The 17,351-nt window shown below is 68.3% G+C and carries 20 protein-coding genes; 3 read left to right on the top strand and 17 right to left on the bottom strand.

Going from position 1 to position 17,351, the window contains the following annotated elements; genetic code table 11:
• Positions 1-7: 7 nt before the first annotated feature.
• The 5 genes from BoBH3_RS14885 to BoBH3_RS14865 are packed head-to-tail and all read right to left on the bottom strand — an operon-like array spanning position 8 to position 6,038.
• Positions 8-1,201 carry an NnrS family protein gene (locus BoBH3_RS14885; protein ID WP_262331594.1) on the bottom strand — a complete coding sequence of 398 codons (1,194 nt, stop codon included), beginning with the start codon at positions 1,199-1,201 and terminating at the stop codon, positions 8-10.
• 1 nt (position 1,202) lies between these two features.
• The gene (locus tag BoBH3_RS14880; protein ID WP_262331593.1) at positions 1,203-1,937 is read right to left on the bottom strand and encodes an ABC transporter ATP-binding protein; all 735 of its coding nucleotides are present in this window, start codon (positions 1,935-1,937) and stop codon (positions 1,203-1,205) included.
• Positions 1,934-2,743 (bottom strand): ABC transporter permease, encoded by an 810-nt coding sequence (locus tag BoBH3_RS14875; protein ID WP_262331592.1) that lies wholly within the window; start codon positions 2,741-2,743, stop codon positions 1,934-1,936. Before BoBH3_RS14875 ends, BoBH3_RS14880 begins: the two co-directional genes overlap by 4 nt.
• Before the next feature lie 4 nt (positions 2,744-2,747).
• The gene (locus BoBH3_RS14870; protein WP_262331591.1) at positions 2,748-3,758 is read right to left on the bottom strand and encodes an ABC transporter substrate-binding protein; all 1,011 of its coding nucleotides are present in this window, start codon (positions 3,756-3,758) and stop codon (positions 2,748-2,750) included.
• A 9-nt stretch (positions 3,759-3,767) separates the two neighbouring features.
• Positions 3,768-6,038, bottom strand: coding sequence for a TonB-dependent receptor family protein (locus BoBH3_RS14865; RefSeq protein WP_262331590.1), 2,271 nt, complete (start codon positions 6,036-6,038; stop codon positions 3,768-3,770).
• A 402-nt stretch (positions 6,039-6,440) separates the two neighbouring features.
• On the opposite strand from BoBH3_RS14865, the gene BoBH3_RS14860 reads away from it, so the two are divergent.
• The 3 genes from BoBH3_RS14860 (at position 6,441) to BoBH3_RS14850 (ending at position 7,907) form a co-directional block, all read left to right on the top strand.
• Positions 6,441-6,872 carry an RrF2 family transcriptional regulator gene (locus BoBH3_RS14860; protein WP_262331589.1) on the top strand — a complete coding sequence of 144 codons (432 nt, stop codon included), beginning with the start codon at positions 6,441-6,443 and terminating at the stop codon, positions 6,870-6,872.
• Between the two features lie 134 nt (positions 6,873-7,006).
• Positions 7,007-7,645: a hypothetical protein gene (locus BoBH3_RS14855; protein WP_262331588.1), complete on the top strand. Its 639-nt coding sequence runs from the start codon at positions 7,007-7,009 to the stop codon at positions 7,643-7,645.
• Positions 7,629-7,907 (top strand): TehB family protein, encoded by a 279-nt coding sequence (locus tag BoBH3_RS14850; RefSeq protein WP_262331587.1) that lies wholly within the window; start codon positions 7,629-7,631, stop codon positions 7,905-7,907. The genes BoBH3_RS14855 and BoBH3_RS14850 overlap by 17 nt, the downstream gene beginning before the upstream one ends.
• Positions 7,908-7,925: 18 nt before the next feature.
• On the opposite strand, the gene BoBH3_RS14845 is transcribed toward BoBH3_RS14850, so the two are convergent.
• From BoBH3_RS14845 to BoBH3_RS14790, 12 genes are all read right to left on the bottom strand, one after another.
• On the bottom strand, positions 7,926-8,618 hold the full coding sequence (locus tag BoBH3_RS14845) for a Crp/Fnr family transcriptional regulator (protein WP_262331586.1): 693 nt from the start codon (positions 8,616-8,618) through the stop codon (positions 7,926-7,928).
• A gap of 98 nt (positions 8,619-8,716) precedes the next feature.
• Positions 8,717-8,986 (bottom strand): cytochrome C oxidase subunit IV family protein, encoded by a 270-nt coding sequence (locus tag BoBH3_RS14840; RefSeq protein WP_262331585.1) that lies wholly within the window; start codon positions 8,984-8,986, stop codon positions 8,717-8,719.
• A 1-nt stretch (position 8,987) separates the two neighbouring features.
• Entirely contained in the window at positions 8,988-9,536 is a 549-nt protein-coding gene (locus tag BoBH3_RS14835; protein WP_262331584.1) for a cytochrome c oxidase subunit 3 family protein, read from the bottom strand.
• Positions 9,533-10,408, bottom strand: a complete 876-nt coding sequence (locus tag BoBH3_RS14830) for a formylglycine-generating enzyme family protein (protein WP_262331583.1) — start codon at positions 10,406-10,408, stop codon at positions 9,533-9,535. The genes BoBH3_RS14835 and BoBH3_RS14830 overlap by 4 nt, the downstream gene beginning before the upstream one ends.
• Positions 10,409-10,470: 62 nt before the next feature.
• Entirely contained in the window at positions 10,471-11,598 is a 1,128-nt protein-coding gene (nirK, locus tag BoBH3_RS14825) for a copper-containing nitrite reductase (protein ID WP_262331582.1), read from the bottom strand.
• 116 nt (positions 11,599-11,714) lie between these two features.
• Positions 11,715-11,999 carry a metal-sulfur cluster assembly factor gene (locus tag BoBH3_RS14820; protein ID WP_262331581.1) on the bottom strand — a complete coding sequence of 95 codons (285 nt, stop codon included), beginning with the start codon at positions 11,997-11,999 and terminating at the stop codon, positions 11,715-11,717.
• Complete coding sequence (locus BoBH3_RS14815) at positions 11,996-12,538, bottom strand: DUF2249 domain-containing protein (RefSeq protein WP_262331580.1); 543 nt, start codon at positions 12,536-12,538, stop codon at positions 11,996-11,998. The genes BoBH3_RS14820 and BoBH3_RS14815 overlap by 4 nt, the downstream gene beginning before the upstream one ends.
• Positions 12,501-13,898: a hypothetical protein gene (locus BoBH3_RS14810; RefSeq protein ID WP_262331579.1), complete on the bottom strand. Its 1,398-nt coding sequence runs from the start codon at positions 13,896-13,898 to the stop codon at positions 12,501-12,503. The genes BoBH3_RS14815 and BoBH3_RS14810 overlap by 38 nt, the downstream gene beginning before the upstream one ends.
• 27 nt (positions 13,899-13,925) lie before the next feature.
• Positions 13,926-14,234 (bottom strand): DUF2249 domain-containing protein, encoded by a 309-nt coding sequence (locus tag BoBH3_RS14805; RefSeq protein WP_262331578.1) that lies wholly within the window; start codon positions 14,232-14,234, stop codon positions 13,926-13,928.
• A 102-nt stretch (positions 14,235-14,336) separates the two neighbouring features.
• Positions 14,337-14,492: a hypothetical protein gene (locus BoBH3_RS14800; RefSeq protein ID WP_262331577.1), complete on the bottom strand. Its 156-nt coding sequence runs from the start codon at positions 14,490-14,492 to the stop codon at positions 14,337-14,339.
• 70 nt (positions 14,493-14,562) lie between these two features.
• On the bottom strand, positions 14,563-16,455 hold the full coding sequence (locus BoBH3_RS14795) for a nitric oxide reductase activation protein NorD (RefSeq protein WP_262331576.1): 1,893 nt from the start codon (positions 16,453-16,455) through the stop codon (positions 14,563-14,565).
• Between the two features lie 11 nt (positions 16,456-16,466).
• On the bottom strand, positions 16,467-17,276 hold the full coding sequence (locus BoBH3_RS14790; RefSeq protein WP_262331951.1) for a CbbQ/NirQ/NorQ/GpvN family protein: 810 nt from the start codon (positions 17,274-17,276) through the stop codon (positions 16,467-16,469).
• Between the last annotated feature and the right edge of the window lie 75 nt (positions 17,277-17,351).

The following is a 17,351-nucleotide window of genomic DNA, read 5'->3' as shown; positions in this document are numbered from 1 at the left end:
CGATGATCTAGCCGCAGCCGCCTTCGTCACGACGCGGGTCGTTCAGGATCGGCCAGAAGCCAACCAGCCAGGTGGCGAAGGAGGCCGACCAGAGCCCAGCGGCCAGAGCATGGTGCAGCCCCAGCAGGCTCTCGCCGATGCCGAGTTCGGGCAGGACACGCATGGCCGCGGCGGCTGCCATCAGCACCAATGCCAGCTTGGCGGCGGGTGGCAGCACGAGATCGCGCCCACTATGGCGCAGACCCGCGATCACGAAGACCGCCATTACGGCGAGTCCGAGCGCCCCGACGGACAGCAGGTGCAGTCCGGTGGCCGGCGCGAGCGGGGCGCCGAGGCCGGCCAGGCCCAGCACCAGAAAGCCGAGGCCGCCAAATGCATTCGCCGCCGCGAGCGCGAGCACCTCCAGGCGCAGCACGGCACGGCCGATGAACCATTCCGCCAGCCGATCGAAAAAGGCCGCCGCCGCGGCAAGCGCGAGCCAAGCCGGGGCGGCCGAGTCCGGCGCGACGAGAGCGGCGACGAGCTGGAGCCCCACCAGTCCGGCCGTCAGGTTCTGGCGGCCTGGATGAGGGCGGTAGGGTGTCGTCTCGCCGCTGGGGTCGAGAGCGTGATTGACGACCACCACGTTGATCCGCGCGATGGCGAGCGACAAGAAGACCAGAAAGACCGCGAGCGCGGCCTGCAGCAGCCGCCCGGACAGGGCCGTCTCTCCCAGAAGCCAGGCCGCGCGGATCGACAGCTCGAGTAGCGCGAACAGAACGATCCAGACGGCGAAGGAGCCGTGGCGTGTGGTGCGCCGTTCGATCAGCGGCCCGGTGACGTAGACGAGCAGCAGGGACAGGAAGGCCAAGTCGGTCAGCGTCGCCGGGACGATCAGGGCATCGGCGCCGAGGAAGCCGATCAGCCGGCCGGGCAGCCAGAGGGCGAGCAGGAGCAGGAGCGCACGGCCACGGCGCGGCTTCGTGTCCGTCCATTCCGGCATGGCCGAGCCGAGGAAGCCGGCGAGCGCAGCACCATAGGTGCCGAAGATCATCTCATGGGCGTGCCACTGCCCGGCCGGCACCTGCCGAGCGAAGGGCAGGTCGAAGGCGAGGACCGTCACCCAGATGAGCGGCAGCAGCACCGCATGGGCTGCCGCGACGGGGAAGAACAGCTTCAGCGCTTCCGCGAGCAGCGGATGGTTCGGCGAATGTCGGGTCATGCTAATCCCTGTCGCCATCGAACAGGTCCGCGAAGGCGGGGTCCTGCATCCAGGCCTGCACGGTCTCGAAGACGGAGCGGTCGTCGCGTTGGCCGGGCATGCCGTCGAGCGTGCGCTCCGCGACGATGCCCTCCTGCCGGCCCGAGAGCACGACGATGCGATGGGCCAGCCTGACCGCCTCGGCGAGGTCGTGGGTGACGAAAAGGGCGGAGAATTTCTCCCGGGCCGAGGCGGCGATGACCAGGTCCTGCAGGACGCGCCGCAATCCGACATCGACCGCCGTGAAGGGCTCGTCGAAATAGACGATCTCCGGGTCTGTCGCGAGCGCGCGAGCGACGGCTGTCCGCTGGCGCATGCCGCCGGAAAGCTCGGCCGGGTACTTGTCGAGGTCCCTCTCGAGCAGGCCGACCTCGGCTGCGCGCCGATCGGCAGTGGCCCGGCGCTCGGTTCTGCCGATCCCGCGTGCGGCGAGCCCGTAGGCGATGTTGTCGCGTGCCGTCAGCCAGGGCAGCAGCCGCGGTTCCTGGAAGACGACGGCGTGCCGCCGGTAGTGGCGGCGCACACGCCCGCGCAGCGGATCGATCAGCCCGGCTGCGATCTGGAGCACGGTCGTCTTGCCACAGCCGGACGGGCCGACCAGCGCGACGACCTCGCCTTCGCCGAGCGCAAGCGACAGATCCTCGAAGACGGGCCTGCCGAGGTAGGCGTGGCCGATGCGGTCCAGCTCCAGCCTCATCGCTTCACGCCCCAGGGCTGGCCCGCCTGGCGCCATTGTTCCAGCCGGTCGCGGACGGGCTGCAGCACGGCGTATTCCGTGAACAGGGCGAAGCCGACGGTGACGAGCACGATCGCGGTGACGCGCGGGATGTCGAACAGGGCGCGCGCGCTGGCGAGATCCCCGCCGAGGCCGCCGGCGTTGGAGAGCAGCTCCGCCATCACCGTGACCTTCCAGGCCGAGCCCGCCGTCGTCGTCCAGGCCGGGAAGAGATAGGAGACCATATGGGGGGCGGTGACGGTCCGCAGCCGCATGAAGGGGCCGGCGCCGAAAGAGCGCGCCATGGCATCGAGCCCCCGGTCGCGGGTGGCGACGCCTTCGAGGCCGCCGGCGAAGGAAATGGGCAGCGAGGCGACGACCACGGTCATGATCGCGGTGCCGCCGCTGGCGCCGAACCAGATCAGCGCCAGCACGATCCAGGCGATCGGCGGCACGCCGAGGATGACGGTGACGACGGGGCGCATCAATCGCATCGCCGCGCAGGAATAACCGGCGGCGATGCCAGCCGTCGTGCCGATGAGGACCGCGAGCCCGAAGCCCAGCCCGGCGCGTTCGGCCGTCTCGCGCGCCGCGTGGCGGAAGGCCTCATCCTGCGCCAGCTTCGCCACTTCCCGCACGGTCTCGAGCGGCGCGGGCAGGATGAAGGAGCCGTAGAGCTCGTGGCCTGCCTGCCAGGCTGCGGCGATGCAGAACAGCCCGGCCGCGCCGGCCCAGCCGGACCAGAGATAGCGACCGGCCCAGCCGAGAAAGGCGAGCCCGTGGCGCATCGCGTCACAGGGCGTAGAAGGCGTCGCCCGGCAGCTTGCCGCCGATGATGCGCGGATCGTCAGAGGCCAGCGCGGTAAACAGCGCTTCGAGATCGGGGCGCGCGGCCGAGGCAGGCTGCACGACAAGGTTGCTCTCCGGCACAGCCAGCGCCAGCAGGGGGGCTGGTAGCTGGAACAGCGTCCCGGCCTCATAGGCTACTGCGGAGGGATCGGCGGCGACGGTGCCGAGCGCCGCCACCAGCGCGCGCTGCAACGCCGTGATCCCATCGGGGCCGATCTGCCTGGTCAGCCCGTCGGTGACGGCGAGGCCGGCTTGAGGCAGGTTCGGGCGCCCGGTCGCGTCGGCCCAGAGCTTGCGCAGGTCGACGGCCCGCTCGAGAGGCTTGCCGCGCAGGCCCGACATCATGATCACGCCGGAGGTTGCAGGCTCCGAGAGCAAAGCGGCATCGACGCGGCCGCCCAACAGGAGCTGGACCGCCTCGGGCGGCGTGCCCGAGTAGTCGATGTTCAGCTCTTCCGGCTTGAGGCCCTGCGCCGCGAGCATGCGGCGGAAGAGGAAGTCCGGCATGTCGTTCTTGAACGGCACCGCGACGCGCTTGCCCTTGAGGTCGGCGAGGGTTCTCACCGTGCCAGCCGGCGCCACGACCTGAAGCAGACCGTGGGTGAGGACATTGGCCAGCCGGATGCCGAGGCCACGATTGTGCAGGTTGGCAGCGACATAGCTCGGCACCACCACGGCCTTCATGCCGCCCGACGCGACACCGGCGCGCATTTCATCCGGGGTGCGCCAGATCCTGACCTCGACGCTGTCGGCGAAGGGCTTGAGCGCCGGGTCCTTGGCGGCGGCGACGAGCAGTAGTCCCGGTGTCGCCGGCGGACCCCAGAGCACGAGCGGCTCGGCGGCGCGCGCGAGATGCGGCAGGGCGATTGTGGCGGCGGTGGCAGCCAGGAAGCGGCGGCGGTTGAGCATGCTGATCTCCTCGCCGCGTCGCCGGAAGCCAGCGACGCGGATCATGATGTGTTTTCAGAAGCGGGCCTTGAGGCCGGCATAGAAGGCGCGGCCGGTGCCTGGCAGGAAGGCCGCCTGGTCGGGGCGGGCCTGGTCGACGATCAGCGTCGAGGAGGCATAGGTCTTGTCGAAGACGTTGCTGACCTCGCCGAAGGCGGTGACGCTGTCGTTGATGCGGTATTCGGTGCGCAGGTCGACCAGCGCATAGGGGTCCGCATAGAGGGTGTTCATGTTGTCGACCGGCGTCTTCTCCGGGTTCCAGCGCAGCGAGGCCTGCAGCATCCAGGCCTGTGTCGCCTGGTATTGCAGCGTGGCGTTGATGAGATGGCGCGGCGCTCCGGCGATGCGGTTGTTGCCGCGCGTCGGGTCGTTGTCGAAGCGGAAGTCCTGATAGGTGTAGGCGAGGCGCCCGGTCAGCCGCTCGAAGATCCTGGCGCCGAGGCCAAGTTCCACGCCGAAATGCGTGGTCTTGTCGGCATTGATCGCGCCGAGCGAGGCGCCGGTCGCGTCGCGCAGGCTGAGCAGCTCATCGTCTATCCAGGAATAATAGACGACGCCGTCCCAGGAGTAGTCGCCATGCCGACCGCGCCAGCCGCCTTCCAGAGTGGTGCCGGTCTGTGCCTTCAGCGCCGGGGTGGAGAACACCGCGGAGGCCGCCATGGGAGCGCCGGGATTGGGGCGGCCGGGGCTGCTGTTGGGCGTGCCGTTGATCGTCGCCAGCAGGTCGTCATGTGTCGGAGGCTCGAAGCTGCGCGACAACGCGGCGAAGACGATCTGTTCGGCGTTCGGGCGCCAGCTCAGGCCGAGGCTGGGGCTCCAGCCGTCATAGGTGCGCCTGTAGCTGGAATCCTGTGTCGGGACGGAGCCGTTCGGCAGGAGCGCGTAGGGCGAAGCCGGATTGTAGGCGTTGGTCGGCCGGCGGGCGAAGGGGTAAGTATCGGTGTTGTCGCGTGTCGCATGGGCATAGGAGATTGCCGGCGACAGCGTCACGCTCTGCCAGACCGGGATGTTGGCACCGGCATAGAGCGAGAGCGTGGTCGCATCGAGATCGCTTTCGCCGAACAGCGCTCCCGTGGTCCCGCCCTGGTTGAGGTCATTCTCGCGCTTTGCCGAGCCGATGACGTATTGCGCGGTGGTCTCGAAGAGCGGCAGTGCGGCAGCCTGATCCGGCTTGTAGGCATAGCGCGCAACGGCCGTGGCATCGCCGCCCTTGGTGACCCGCACGCCCGAGGAGATCGGGAAGCGGAACATGTCGTCCGTATAGGTGTAGCCGAGGCCGAGATCGAACAGATGCGGCCCGAACTCTGCCGTGGTGCGGTTTCCGATGAAGAATTGCCGCGTCTCCCGTCGCGGGCGGTCTCGGAGGACGTTGGGGCCGGGATCGACGGCCACGCCGTTGACGACGCGCGGGCCGCCATGGACCTGCTTCGGGTCGGCACGCAGGCCCTGCTTGGTCAGCGGGCCGGCGACGTCGAAGCTCAGATCGGTATAGCCGACGAAGAAGCGGGTCTTGATGTTCTCGGTCAGCGCGATGCCGACATTGCCGCTGACGCTGGCGCGCTGCGATTCATTGTAGACGCGGTAGCCGTCGCGGCGGCTGAAATCGCCCTGGATCAGCGCGTCGACACCCTCGCCACGGTAGCCGGTCTGGCCGGAGAGATTGAGCTGGCCGAACCTGCCGCCCGAGACCTGAACCTGCGTGCCGGGCGCGGTGTTGCCGGTCGGCGAGACGAAGTTGAGGGCACCGCCGAGCACGGTGGCGCCAAGCCGATGCGCCGCCTGTCCACGATACACCTCGATCGACTGTGCCTGGAGCGGGTTGGCCAGGCCGACGATGTAGGAGCCGTCGGCGCGGTTGAGCGGCAGCCCGTCGCGCAGGACGAGGATGCCGCGCTCGACCGGGTTCTGCTGCAGGCCGGAGCCGCGAATCTGGATGCGCGGCTGGTCATTGCCGCCGAAGAACTCCTGCACGACCACGCCCGGCGCGTTCTGCAGGGCCTGGGCCAGGGTCGGATTGCCGCTCTGCGGAATGTCCTCGGCAGTCAGCAGCGTCGCGCCGCCGGCCGTGGCAAAGAAGCGGTCCCGGACAAAGGCCGGTACACCCGTCGAAGAGCCCTCGACGACGATGGTGTCGAGAATGATCGCGGAGCCCGGCGAGGCCGATTGGGCCAGGCATGCCTGGGCGGACACGCCCGTCAGGAGCGTCGCGAGCGTGAGCCGGCCGAGAGCGGTGCTCCGGCGCGGCGCGCGCGCACCGGCGCGAGGGTGTGCATTGCTGGTCGTCATGGTCTCGACGCCTTCTGAAGGAGCAGGTGCTGGAATGAGGAGGGCGTTGTCCGCTTTGCGGCTCCGCTATGCGGACGATCGCGCGGCCCGACACAGGCTCGCCCGCCATGGGCGGGGGGCGATGCGTTTCAGGCTGGCGTTCGACATGGGAAGATTCTAAATAGGAATTTCAGATGGCACTTTTTCTACGTGCGGAGACGGAGGCTGTAAACTCCGATCTGCGTGGTGCGACAAGTTGTTCCACGTCTATTGATATGTATTTATCGCTCTGTCTCTGTTCGTTTTGAATATTAAATAGAATTATTCCAGATATAATTTTAGTTCGGTATCTGTATATTATGCCGCATCTCCGACAAATTGGAGGGAGAATGCTGGCCTGCGACAGGGGTGGTGGATTCTGGAATGCGGTTGACCCAATTCAGCGAATACGCGCTGCGGCTCCTGATTTTTGCGGCCGCTCACCCGGACCGTCTGGTCACCGTCGAAGAAGCCGCGGCCTCATACGACATTTCGCGAACGCATCTGATGAAGGTGGCCAACCTCCTGGTTAGGCATGACTTCCTCAAAGGCGTGCGCGGCCGCTCGGGCGGGCTGGCGCTGGCGCTGCATCCTGAGGACATCTCGCTGGGCGCGATCATCCGGGTGACCGAGCCGGCGTTCTCCATCGTGGAGTGCTTCGGGGAGGCGGAGGGGCGCTCCCTGCTGAGCCTGGATCGCTGGCGCGGCATCCTCTCCGGCGCGATGGAGGTTTTCCTGGCCGAGCTCGACAGGTATTCGCTGTGCGATCTCGCTGCCGATCCGGAGCGTTTCGGCATGGGCCGCCCGGCCGCCTGAACAGCCTCCTCTGTCGTGCGCCGGTCAACGGGTGCTTGCGTCGGCGCAAAAAGCATTATGGCAGAATCCGTTAGATCGAAGCTGTCTTTCGGGTGGCCCCAAGCGATGTGCCGGGCTGAGATCGAGGTGGGATGATGACGTTTCCGTCCTTTTTCGCGCGGGCTCCCCGCCTCCAGGTCAGGGATCCGCTGGCTGCCTTTCTCGGTGCCAGCGAAGATGGCATCCTGGATTACGGCTACGAGGATGCCGTCCGGCTCGCAGGCCATTCCTGCCCGGCCGTCGCCGGCGCCTATCTGATGGTGATCAACGGCCTTTCCTACCTCTATGACGAGGAACTGCCGGAGCGCGGTGGCGTCGAGGTGCTGATGCGGGACGAGTGCGACCAGGGAACGACCGGGGTTCTGGCCTCCATCGTGACGCTGCTCACCGGCGCAGCTGCAGGGGCCGGCTTTCACGGCATCGGCCCCGCCCATCGCTTTGCCCGGCGCGACCTGCTCCGGTTCGGAGCCGATATCGAGGGCGTCATGGCGTTGCGACGCCGGGATACCGGCCGGGGCGTTGTCGTGGACATCGATACGGGAGCCGTGCCGCATGCCGAGGCGATGGCGGCCGTCATGCCGCAGGCCGTATCCGGGGCGGCCGACGAAGCCGGTCTCTCCAGCTTCGCGGCGCTGTGGCAGGATCGCGTCCGCCGCATGCTGATCGAGCATGCGGACGATCCCAAGCTGATCCACCTCTACGAGTGGGACTCGGCCGATGCCTTCGTGGCCTGAGGGGCTCGTCGCTTATCGGCGTTCGCCCGAATTCACGGAAAACACCATCCCGGCCGGCCTCCTCAAGGCCCACGCCACAAAGCCGGGCGTCTGGGCCAAGCTCCATGTGCTCGCCGGTTCGCTGCGCTTCCGCGATCTGGAGGGCGGCGAGGATCTCATCCTGACCGAGGGCATCCATTCGCGGATTTTCCCGGCGGCGACGCATGAGGTCGAGCCTTGTGGCGCCGTCCGCTTTTTCGTGGAGTTCTACAAGCAGCGGTGAGTGCGGCCGGTCCCGGCGCTATTTGACGTTCTCGGCCAGGCGCTGCAGGGCGGGGGCATCGCAAACCACCAGCTTCTGCCGGCCGCCCTCGACCCACCCGTTCGACTCCCAGGCGCTGAGGATGCGCGAGACCGTGTGCAAGGTCGTGCCCGTCATCTCGGCGATGTCGCGGCGCGAGATCGGAAAATCGATGCGCATCCCCGTTTCGTCGCGCCGTCCGGCCTGGTCGATCAGCCTGAGCACGGCGTGGGCGACGCGGCGCTCGACTTCCTCGGTGGACATCTCGCGGATGCGGGTATGGGCTTCGTCGAGGCGCTGGCCGATGGTCCGTATGGCGTTCATCGCCAAGTGCGGATTGTCTTCCACGAAGCTGTCCCAGGATTCGCTCGGCCATGCCGACACAAGGCTGTCGACGGCCGCTGTCGCTGTGCCCGGATAATCGGGGCGGCTGAGCGCGCGGGTAAAGCCGAACAGGTCGCCGGGATGGACGACCCTCACGATGATCTGCTGACCATCGCGCGTCACCTGCGTCACCTTCAGGCGGCCATGCAGCAGGAGATAGAAGGCCTTTGCCGAATCGCCCTGCTCGAAGACAGCCTCGCCCTGGGGAATCCGGCGCGCGCTGGCTTGCGCGGTCATGCGGTCGAGCTGCGCGTCGCTCATCGCCGCGAAGAGCGGGATGCTACGCAACACGCTGCGATCCAATGCCACGATGCCGTTCCCTAAGGGGCTTTGAAAAGTGCCCCCATCCTGCCTCAGCCGGACTGGGCGCGCGATATGACCGCAATCGCGCCGGCGGTTCAAGTGCGTCACGATACCCCGGATAGTGCGATCCGGGCGCCGGCCAGCAAGCAGATGAGGGCGGCATAGCCGATGAGAGCGCCGGCCAGCCCCGCGCTTTCGCGCTGCAGCCGCATGAAACCCAGCACGACGAGCATCGCCTTTGCCAGGCTGAGGGCCGCGATCGCCGGACCGCGAAACCCGGAGGGCAGAACACTGGCTGCGAGCAGGCTCAGGCCCGTCGCAACGAACAGGCAGAGGAGGACCGCCGGAAGGGGGAGGGCACGAGGCGAGCGCATGTCAGCCGAGATAGATGACGGGAAGGATCAGGAGCCATATGAGGTCGATCAGGTGCCAGATCGTCGCGACGCCGGCGACATGGCGCGGCGTTGGCCGCAAGGCGACGAGGAGCAGCAGGCCGGCGACGAAGAGGACATGGGCGAAGTGGAAGCCGACGATGAGCATATAGAGCTCGGATAGGCGTCCCTCCGTCGCGGCGAGCGCCGGGAGCTCATGCACCAACGCTGCGATCTTGAGGGCGCAGAAGGTGAAGCCGCCCAATGCCGCGGCAACGAGATTGCGGCGCGGATGATGCCCAAACGCGGCGCGAGCCGCGAAGAAGCCGCTGGAGACCAGCACGATCGTCGCCATGCCGGCGAGGGGCAGTTCGAGCCCGCTGCGCAACGCCGCCAGCGCCGGCGGATCGAGCGCTCCCAGGAGCAGGAAGGCGCCAAGCAGCGCGCCAAAGACGACGAGCTCGCTCCAGATCAGGATCCAGAGCAGGAGCTCGACGCCACTCCCGGTTTCCGGCTGCGCGGTGTCCAGGCCCTCGCGTACGGCGATATTCATGCCGGCAGAAGCCTGCGCAGCCTGTCGCGCCAGCCCTGTTCGCGAACCAGCCGGAAGCCGAGGTTGTCGGGCGGGGTCGCCACCGAGCAGCCGCCGGCCTTCGGGTTGCGAATGAAGAAGCTCATCGGGGCACGATGCTGGCCCTCGACAACATAGATTCCGCAATTGCTGGTCTCGCCGATCGTGCGGCCAGCGGCGTCGAGCGAGACGCGGCGCAGGCAGGTCTGCGTCCATTCCCAGATATTGCCGGCCATGTCGTGCACGCCATGCTCATTGCCGCCGAAGCTGCCGACCGGCCGCGGGGCCGGGTTGCTCGCCGCCTTGCGGTTGGCCTCGCGATCATAGTCGGCGAGCCAGCGGAGCGCGGGGTTGGTGCTGGTTCCGTCGAGGCCACGGGCATCGTCGACGAAGCGCTTGCCGGCTGCATGCGCCCATTCGGCGTCGGTCGGCAGGCGCCAGCTCGCGCCGGTCTCCTGCGAGAGCCAGCGGGCATAATCGGTGGCGTCGACATGGCTGACGCCGGTGACGGGCAGGTCGCCGCGCGCCGCCGGAGTGTCCAGGCGCTTGCAGGCGCCGGCAGAGACGCAGCGCGCATGATCGGCAGCCGTGACCTGATAGCGCATGATCTCGAGCGGCTGACTGAGGCGGATCGCGGCGCGCGGTGCATCGACCGGCTGGCCGGCGCGGCTGTATTCGCCATCGAGCCTGTGGAGCAGCGTTCCGGCCGGAACGATCGCCGTCTGGGGAAACGGCAGGGTCGGAGCCGGCCGCTGTACGGCAGCGGCGAGAAGGAGCGCCGCAGCGCCTGCCATGAACAGGAGGCCGAGCGAGGTCGTCAGGCGCGGCAGCGAGAGATGCGAAGTCGTGGCCATAGCGGCCCCCTATGAAGAGAAGTTTGCCTCCCCGCCGCCCGGCGGGGAGGCAAGGCGCCGGGTCAGATGCCCGCCGGCGCCACGACCTGCTTCATCAGGTCGTCGTTCCACTCACCCTCGACCTTGAAGTGACCGGCAGCGCCGAGCTCGAAGGCCTCGATGAGGTTGTGGTTGACGTAGGCGTAGATGCCCGGCTGCAGGAAGGTGTAGAGCGCCGCTCCCGCGCAGCCGCCGGGGATGAACCAGGTTTCCAGATCGCGCTCCGGCGGGTTCCGGAACTTGCCGGTGGCCCAGACATAGTCGCCATGGCCGCCGATCAGGTGGGGCCGCGTGTCGCGGTTCGCCTGAGAATGCAGGATCAACACCGTCTCGCCGACCTTGGCAGTGAGCGCGTTCTTGCCGGTCAGCGCACCGACCTTGCCGTTGAAGACGACATGGCTGGGGGTCAGCGTGCGCATCGCCTTGACCACGTCCTCATGCGACTCGCCGACGCTTGCGTAGCGCTTGAACTTCCCGTTCTCGTCACGCGGCACGTAGAAGTCCTGCTCGCCGACATAATAGGCCTTGTCGTATTTCAGTGGCTTGCCCTGATGGTCCTTCAGGCCGTCGCGCGGCAGCACCGTGATGGCGCCGTTCATGCCCGCCGTGACGTGCCAGGGCACCATGCCCGGGGGGGCGCAGTGATAGACGAACACGCCCGGCCTTGTGGCCTTCCAGCGCAGCACGACCTTTTCGCCGGGGTTGACCTCGGTCAACGCACCGCCGCCGAGCGCACCCGTCGACGAATGGAAGTCGATGTTGTGCATCAACTCGTTGGTTTCGGCGTTGATCAGGGTGAGTTCGACGTAGTCGCCCTCATGGACGACCATCATCGGGCCGGGAACCGTGCCGTTGAATGTAAAGGCGAAGGTTTCGGTGCCGGCGTCGTCGAGGACGATCTTCTTCTCGCGGATGGTCATCTCGAATTCGACGACCTTCGGACCGCCGGTCGCGACCTGCTCATGCGCATGGACGAAGGGCGGGTCGACCAGCTTCGGCTTGATGCGCGGCAGCTTGGCCACGTCAGTTGCGGTGGCCTTGGTCATCACGGCCTGTGCCTGCGCCGGCGCAGTGGCCGCCTGGACGATGGCCCCGGTGGCTGCCGCTCCCGCCAGAATGCTGCGGCGGGTCAGTTTGAGCTCTTCGCCCATGGCTTGTCTCCTTGCCGAACGACCGTCAATGGATCGGTCATCAGCACTTTAGGAGCCTGGCGAATTCGGTCTTTGTTGCAGCACAACATCTCTGATGATTGCGGCGGGACCCTAGGTCACTCCGCAGCGATCATGGCCGGCTCCCAGGCCGGCTCGTAGGTGAGCGTCACCGTCACGGCGGTGACGCCCTCGACAGCGCCGGCGGCAAAGCCCACGGCCTCCTTCAGGAAACCGGCGAGCGGGCAGCCGCGCGTGGTCGTCGTCATGGTGATCGCGACGCTGCCGTCCGGTGCCGCATGGATCGCGTAGACGAGGCCGAGATCGACGACGCTGCGGCCGATCTCCGGATCGAGCACGTCGCGGAGCGCGATCTCGACCAGGCGTTCCAGATTGGCGCTCACTTGTGCGCCCTCCCGCCGCCATGGCGTACGAGCAGGCGATAGGCCGTGCCCGAAGCGTCGAAATTGCCGGCCCATTCGTGCTGGCGCTTGGCCAGCTCCGGGAAGAGGAAGACCGGCTCGCGGGCAAGCAGCGCGAACAGGACGTCGCCGGGTTTCAGGTCTTCGAGCGCTTCCAGGATGCGGACCATCGGCTCGGGCGGCTCGAGATCGACGAGGTCGAGCTCCTCGATCGGATCGCCCCAGGACATGGCGGAGGGGCTGCTGCCGGTGGCGAGCCCGGCTTCGGCCTCAATACCGGCGACCGGAGAGAACACGACCTCCCAGTCGCCGCCGTCGAGCGCGCGGTCGCTGGCGGCGAAGCCGCGATTGGCCATCACCGAGAAGAGCGGCACCGGCCGGAAGGGCGCGACGAGGCGCAAGGATTCGCCGGGCTGGAGCGCGCCGACGGCTTCCATGATCGCCTGGAATGGCTCTTCGCCGGCCCGCAACATCGGGCGGACGTCAAGCTCGCGGATGGGCGATGGTTCCGGTGTGGACATGGTCCGGTCTCCTTTCCTCTGCCCGAGCGGCGAAGAGCCTGGGGCGTTCATGCGCCGGCGGCCGATCGGCAGCCTTGATCTGCGACAAGCGGCGGATGCGGATCAGCTCGGCAGCGATACCGATCGTTCCGGCCAGGCAGACCGCCATGCTCAACCGGAAGCCGCCGGTCGCTCCGATGGCGAGCGCGGCCGTGCCGAACGCGACCCCGGCATAATAGAGCAGGAACCACCAGCCGGTGCGCGGCATGGCGACGAGATCGCCGACGCGCGGCGCCGGGCCGCGCCCGAGCCGAGAGGCATAGGTTTCGAGCCAGGTCACGAAGGAGACGATCTTGACCAACTGCGCCAGCGTCAAGCCGCCCAGCCAGCCGAAGGCGAGCAGGAAGACGAGCGCCGCGATCGAACCGTCGCCCGCGCGGGCGATGACGGCGACCGGCAGCAGCGCCAGTCCGAGGCCAAGGGCGGCAAAGGCTGGAATGCTGGCGAGCATGTTGATCTCCAGCGCCTTGCGCCGGCGGGCGCTGTAGAGTGCCAGGATGCCCCGGCCGTAGAGCAGGCCGGCCAGGACGAGCAGGGCGAGCGCCGTCGCAACCCAGCTGGCGCCCGGCTCGATGCCGGCGAAGGGCGCGGCGAGGCCGGCGAAGGCGAGGCCGAGCCCCAGGCTGGCCAAGAGCAGCACGGGACGTACATCGCGCGCAGGCGGCTCCGGGGCCATCATGAACATGACGAAGAGGCGGTAGCTGACGCCGAACGCGATCAGGCCGAGCCAGCCGCCGAGGCCGAGCAGGGCGTGGAAGGGGAGGCCTTCCGGAAGTAACGCGATGGTGCCGAGCCAGCCACCGCGTCCCGAAAGGAGCGCGCTGAAGGCCGCTCCGCTCAGCGCCGTGGCTGCGAGGCAGGCGAGGCCGACGAGGACGAAGCGGGTGAACAAGGCGATGGGCCGCGCGGTCAGCAGCGTCGCGACCAGCATCAGGCCGAGCAGGGCAAAGCCCGAGAGCAGCGAGGCGCCGCCCAGCGGCAGGATGTCGAGTGGGGCATCGATCCAGCCGCCCAGCGTGGCGAAGCCGGCGGTGAGCAGGAGGAGGCCGGCGATGAGCGCTGTCAGCGCCGGCAGGGCGAGACTCGGGAAGGCGAGGGGGCGGGAGACCAGAACCGGCACGAATTGCAGCAACGCGCCCGCCATGGCGAGGCTGAGCCAGCCGACCGCGACGAGGTGGACAAGGACAAGCGTCGCGGGCTCGCCGAGGCCGGCGGCGGGATAGCCGATGCCGGCGACGGCGAGAGCTTCGGCTGCGAGCAGCAAAGCGAGCGCAGCCGCGAAGTAGCTCATCGTCCAGCGGGACAGCGATGCCATCGGCATGGCTGCGATCTCCCGGATGTGCAGCGGTCAGTGACCGCAGGTGCAGGAATGGCCTTCGTCGTGGCCGCCGCAATCGGCAGCATGCTCTTCGTTGCCGGCCTCGTTGCGGCCGATCTCGACCTGCCAGATATCCGGGCCCTGCACGATGTAGGCCCAGGAATAGGTGCCGGGATAACGCGCGTCGATCTGCCGGCGCAGCGGCGCGGGGTCGTGATCGTTGACGATGCTGAAGGCATCGCCGGGGGGGAGCCGCTCCAGGATGCCGAAGATCGTGGCATGGCGCACGACCGGCGGGATCGCGCGCACGTCGAGCGGTTCGAGAGGCTGGATGGTCATGGTTCGGCTCCGGTTGCGGCCCCGATGCGGGCGGCGTCCCAGCCTAGCGGAGGTCTCGCGGCGGCAATTTGCCGAAGCGCAAACTGCCTGCTTTTGGCAGCCTCACTGTTCGAGAAAGAGCAGGGCGGCGATGGCGAGCGACGCCATGACGGCGATGGCGACGCCGCCCTTCTGGAGCACGCCCATCCGGTAGAGCAGCATGGCCATCACGATGATGGCGGGCGTGGCGACGACGAGGCCCATCTGAGCGTCGGTCATGGTGTTCTCCTCAGGGCGCGATGTCGCATGATCTGATCCGAAAACCGGTTCCCCCTTTTCGGGATCATGCTCAGGCCGCCAGCGCGCGATAGATCGCCGGCAGCGCGGCCGGCAGACGATCGAGCCGGGCGACCACGGCGTGGCCGTTGCGGCCGAAGAGATGGGGGATATAGGCGCGCGACTCGCGGTCGACCGTGACGGCGAAGACGCAGATGCCGGCGCGCCGCGCCTCGATCACCGCCATGCGCGTATCCTCCATGGCGAAACGTCCTTCGTAATGGTCGATGTCGTTGGGCTTGCCGTCGGTCAGGACGAGCAGGAGCTTTCTGCGATCCGGCCTCGCCTTCAGCCCGGCCGCGGCATGACGGATCGCGGTGCCGATGCGGGTGTAATAGCCGGGCTTCAGCGCGGCGATGCGGGCCTCCACCGCCGGCCCCATCGCCTCGTCGAAACGCTTCACCGTCTCGATCCGGACCCAGTCGCGCCGACGCGAGGTGAAGGTCAGGATCTCGTGGCGGTCGCCGCAGGCAGCGAGGCCATGGGCGAAGACGGTGAGCGCCTGTTTCTCGACATCGAGCACGCGCAGATCGTCGAACCAGGAATCGGTGGAGAGCGAGACGTCCATCAGCGTTGTCACGGCGAGGTCATGCGCCTGCGGCCGGCTCGCCACATGGATGCGGTCGCTGCCTGAGCCGCCGGCGGCGAGATCGGCCTGGCGGCGCACCACGGCGTCGAGATCGAGATCGGGGCCGTCGATCTGGCCCCGTTGCGGCTCGCGCAGCGGACGCAATGCCTCGAACTGGCGGCGGACCTGGCGCACCAGCGCGCGGGTCGCAGCGTCCTGCACCGGCGGCGCCAACTCCTGCCCGGCCAGCCCGGCGAGCACGCGACAATGATCCTCGCGATAGGAGGCGCTGCGGAAATCCCATTCCGGATAGGTCAGGGCGCCGGCGAGCGCAGCCTCGTCCATCGCTTCCGGCGGCAGGTCGAGATCGAAGCGAAAGCGCGAAGCCGGGCGGCCCTTGCGCTCGCTCAGCACCATCTCGTCGAGCTCGTCGGCGGCTTCCGGATCATGCTCCTCGCTGTCGTCGGAGGGGCGGTCGACCGCGACCATCTCCGACATCGCCAGGATCTTCTCGAAGCGGTTGAGGATGAAGGGGCTGCGCTCGCGCCATTCTTCCGCCGTCTCGTCGCGGCTGGCGGAATAGGCCTTCATCTGTTCCTCGACCTTAGCCGAGGCTGGTGGAGGCTGGTCCTCGTCACGCCGGCGCGTGCGGGCGGGGGCTACCGCGCTCGCCAACGGCCAGAGTGGCACGCCGAGCGCCGGCAGATAGCCGGCCGGTGCAGCCGCCGACCAGACCGCGGGAGAAAGGTCGACCTGGTCGCCCCGCAGCAACGCGCATATGAGCGCCTCGACTTTCGCCTCCGTTGCAGGCAGGCCCTCGCGACGCCGGCTAGCCAGCGTCGCCTCGGCGAGCCGGCGGTAGACAGGGACCAGGCCGGCGAAGCTGTCGAGGACGGTCCTGACCAGGGCGCGTGCCGCCGCGATCAGGGCGAGGTCGTGCCGGAGCGGATCGACCAGCGCGACCGGGGCCGGCGGCACGGCCGACATGGCGGCGGCGAGCCAGACATAGAGATCGCGGTTGAGACTGCGCTCCGGGAAGAGGGCGAGCTCGGCGGGAAGCTGCAGGCTGTCCGGCGTGCGCAGCGCCTGGACCAGCCGCTCCTCGCCGAGGCCGACGCGCTGGCGCAGCCGCAGCCGGTGAGTGGCGGCGCGTCCGCGTGCGGGGACGATCCTGACGCCGGGTTCGCCGCCGAAGCCGCGGAAGCAAACAGCCAGGGTCGGCGCGATCGTGGACAGTGCCACTGCGGCCTCAGGATGATGCGGCAGGCTCGCGGTATCGCCGACGAGCTTGTGCCAGAATCGTCCGACAGTCTCTTCCAGCTCCAGGAAGTCCAACATCGCGAAGGCTCCTAGCCGAGCACCGCACGGGCGATTTCGACCAGCCCCGCGCGAATCTCGGGCTCGTCGGTCAGCGGTTCGATGATCGCGGCCATCACGGCTTCCTGCCGAGGCAGGCCGGCGGCGATCAGGCTCGCGGCATAGACGACGAGGCGGGTCGAGACGCCTTCCTCGATATCCTGCCCTTTGAGCGTGCGCAGGCGCCGGGCGAGGTCGACCAGCGGCGCGACGGCCGTCTCGTCGAGCGCGCTTTCCTGCGCGACGACCGCGATCTCCCGATCGCGCGGCAGGAAGTCGAAGCTGATCGAGACGAAGCGCTGCCGGGTCGAGGGCTTCAGGTTCTTGAGCAGATTCTGGTAGCCGGGGTTGTAGGAGACCGCGATCATGAAGGAGGGCGGTGCGGCGAGCAGTTCGCCTGTGCGCTCCAGCGGCAGGATGCGACGGTCGTCGGTGAGCGGATGCAGCACCACCGCGACGTCCTTGCGGGCCTCGACGATCTCGTCGAGATAGCACAGCCCGCCCTCACGCACGGCCCGCGTCAGGGGGCCGTCGACCCAGACCGTCTCGCCGCCCTTGAGCAGGTGGCGGCCGGTGAGATCGGCGGCGGAGAGGTCGTCATGGCAGGCGACCGTGAAGAGCGGCAAGCCGAGCTTGCCCGCCATATGCGCGATGAAGCGGGTCTTGCCCGAGCCGGTCGGCCCCTTGAGCAACAGCGGCAGGCGCTTTTCCCAGGCCTTTTCGAACAGGGCGCGCTCGTTGCCGGAGGCGGTGTAGGCCGGGATATCCGCCGGGGCGGGAACGGGCAGGCCCGCGGACGGCATCTGAATCATGTTCATGCTGGTGTCCTCACGCGATGGCGCGGAAATGAGGCCCGGCGGCGGGGCGCCGCCGGGGAT

The sequence above is a fragment of the Allobosea sp. BH3 genome (assembly GCF_025499465.1).
In the GTDB taxonomy this organism is placed as follows: domain Bacteria; phylum Pseudomonadota; class Alphaproteobacteria; order Rhizobiales; family Beijerinckiaceae; genus Allobosea.
This window is presented reverse-complemented; position numbering and strand designations above follow the sequence as displayed.

What these genes read in the sequence shown, in the direction of transcription:
- nirK (WP_262331582.1), bottom strand. Translation starts at nt 11,598, where the DNA reads ATGGGCGAAGAGCTCAAACTGACCCGCCGCAGCATTCTGGCGGGAGCG.
- BoBH3_RS14810 (WP_262331579.1), bottom strand. Translation starts at nt 13,898, where the DNA reads ATGCCGATGGCATCGCTGTCCCGCTGGACGATGAGCTACTTCGCGGCT.
- BoBH3_RS14840 (WP_262331585.1), bottom strand. Translation starts at nt 8,986, where the DNA reads ATGCGCTCGCCTCGTGCCCTCCCCCTTCCGGCGGTCCTCCTCTGCCTG.
- BoBH3_RS14885 (WP_262331594.1), bottom strand. Translation starts at nt 1,201, where the DNA reads ATGACCCGACATTCGCCGAACCATCCGCTGCTCGCGGAAGCGCTGAAG.
- BoBH3_RS14870 (WP_262331591.1), bottom strand. Translation starts at nt 3,758, where the DNA reads ATGATCCGCGTCGCTGGCTTCCGGCGACGCGGCGAGGAGATCAGCATG.
- BoBH3_RS14815 (WP_262331580.1), bottom strand. Translation starts at nt 12,538, where the DNA reads ATGTCCACACCGGAACCATCGCCCATCCGCGAGCTTGACGTCCGCCCG.
- BoBH3_RS14855 (WP_262331588.1), top strand. Translation starts at nt 7,007, where the DNA reads ATGACGTTTCCGTCCTTTTTCGCGCGGGCTCCCCGCCTCCAGGTCAGG.
- BoBH3_RS14790 (WP_262331951.1), bottom strand. Translation starts at nt 17,276, where the DNA reads ATGCCGTCCGCGGGCCTGCCCGTTCCCGCCCCGGCGGATATCCCGGCC.
- BoBH3_RS14835 (WP_262331584.1), bottom strand. Translation starts at nt 9,536, where the DNA reads ATGAATATCGCCGTACGCGAGGGCCTGGACACCGCGCAGCCGGAAACC.
- BoBH3_RS14860 (WP_262331589.1), top strand. Translation starts at nt 6,441, where the DNA reads ATGCGGTTGACCCAATTCAGCGAATACGCGCTGCGGCTCCTGATTTTT.
- BoBH3_RS14800 (WP_262331577.1), bottom strand. Translation starts at nt 14,492, where the DNA reads ATGACCGACGCTCAGATGGGCCTCGTCGTCGCCACGCCCGCCATCATC.
- BoBH3_RS14875 (WP_262331592.1), bottom strand. Translation starts at nt 2,743, where the DNA reads ATGCGCCACGGGCTCGCCTTTCTCGGCTGGGCCGGTCGCTATCTCTGG.
- BoBH3_RS14880 (WP_262331593.1), bottom strand. Translation starts at nt 1,937, where the DNA reads ATGAGGCTGGAGCTGGACCGCATCGGCCACGCCTACCTCGGCAGGCCC.
- BoBH3_RS14850 (WP_262331587.1), top strand. Translation starts at nt 7,629, where the DNA reads ATGCCTTCGTGGCCTGAGGGGCTCGTCGCTTATCGGCGTTCGCCCGAA.
- BoBH3_RS14830 (WP_262331583.1), bottom strand. Translation starts at nt 10,408, where the DNA reads ATGGCCACGACTTCGCATCTCTCGCTGCCGCGCCTGACGACCTCGCTC.
- BoBH3_RS14795 (WP_262331576.1), bottom strand. Translation starts at nt 16,455, where the DNA reads ATGTTGGACTTCCTGGAGCTGGAAGAGACTGTCGGACGATTCTGGCAC.
- BoBH3_RS14865 (WP_262331590.1), bottom strand. Translation starts at nt 6,038, where the DNA reads ATGACGACCAGCAATGCACACCCTCGCGCCGGTGCGCGCGCGCCGCGC.
- BoBH3_RS14805 (WP_262331578.1), bottom strand. Translation starts at nt 14,234, where the DNA reads ATGACCATCCAGCCTCTCGAACCGCTCGACGTGCGCGCGATCCCGCCG.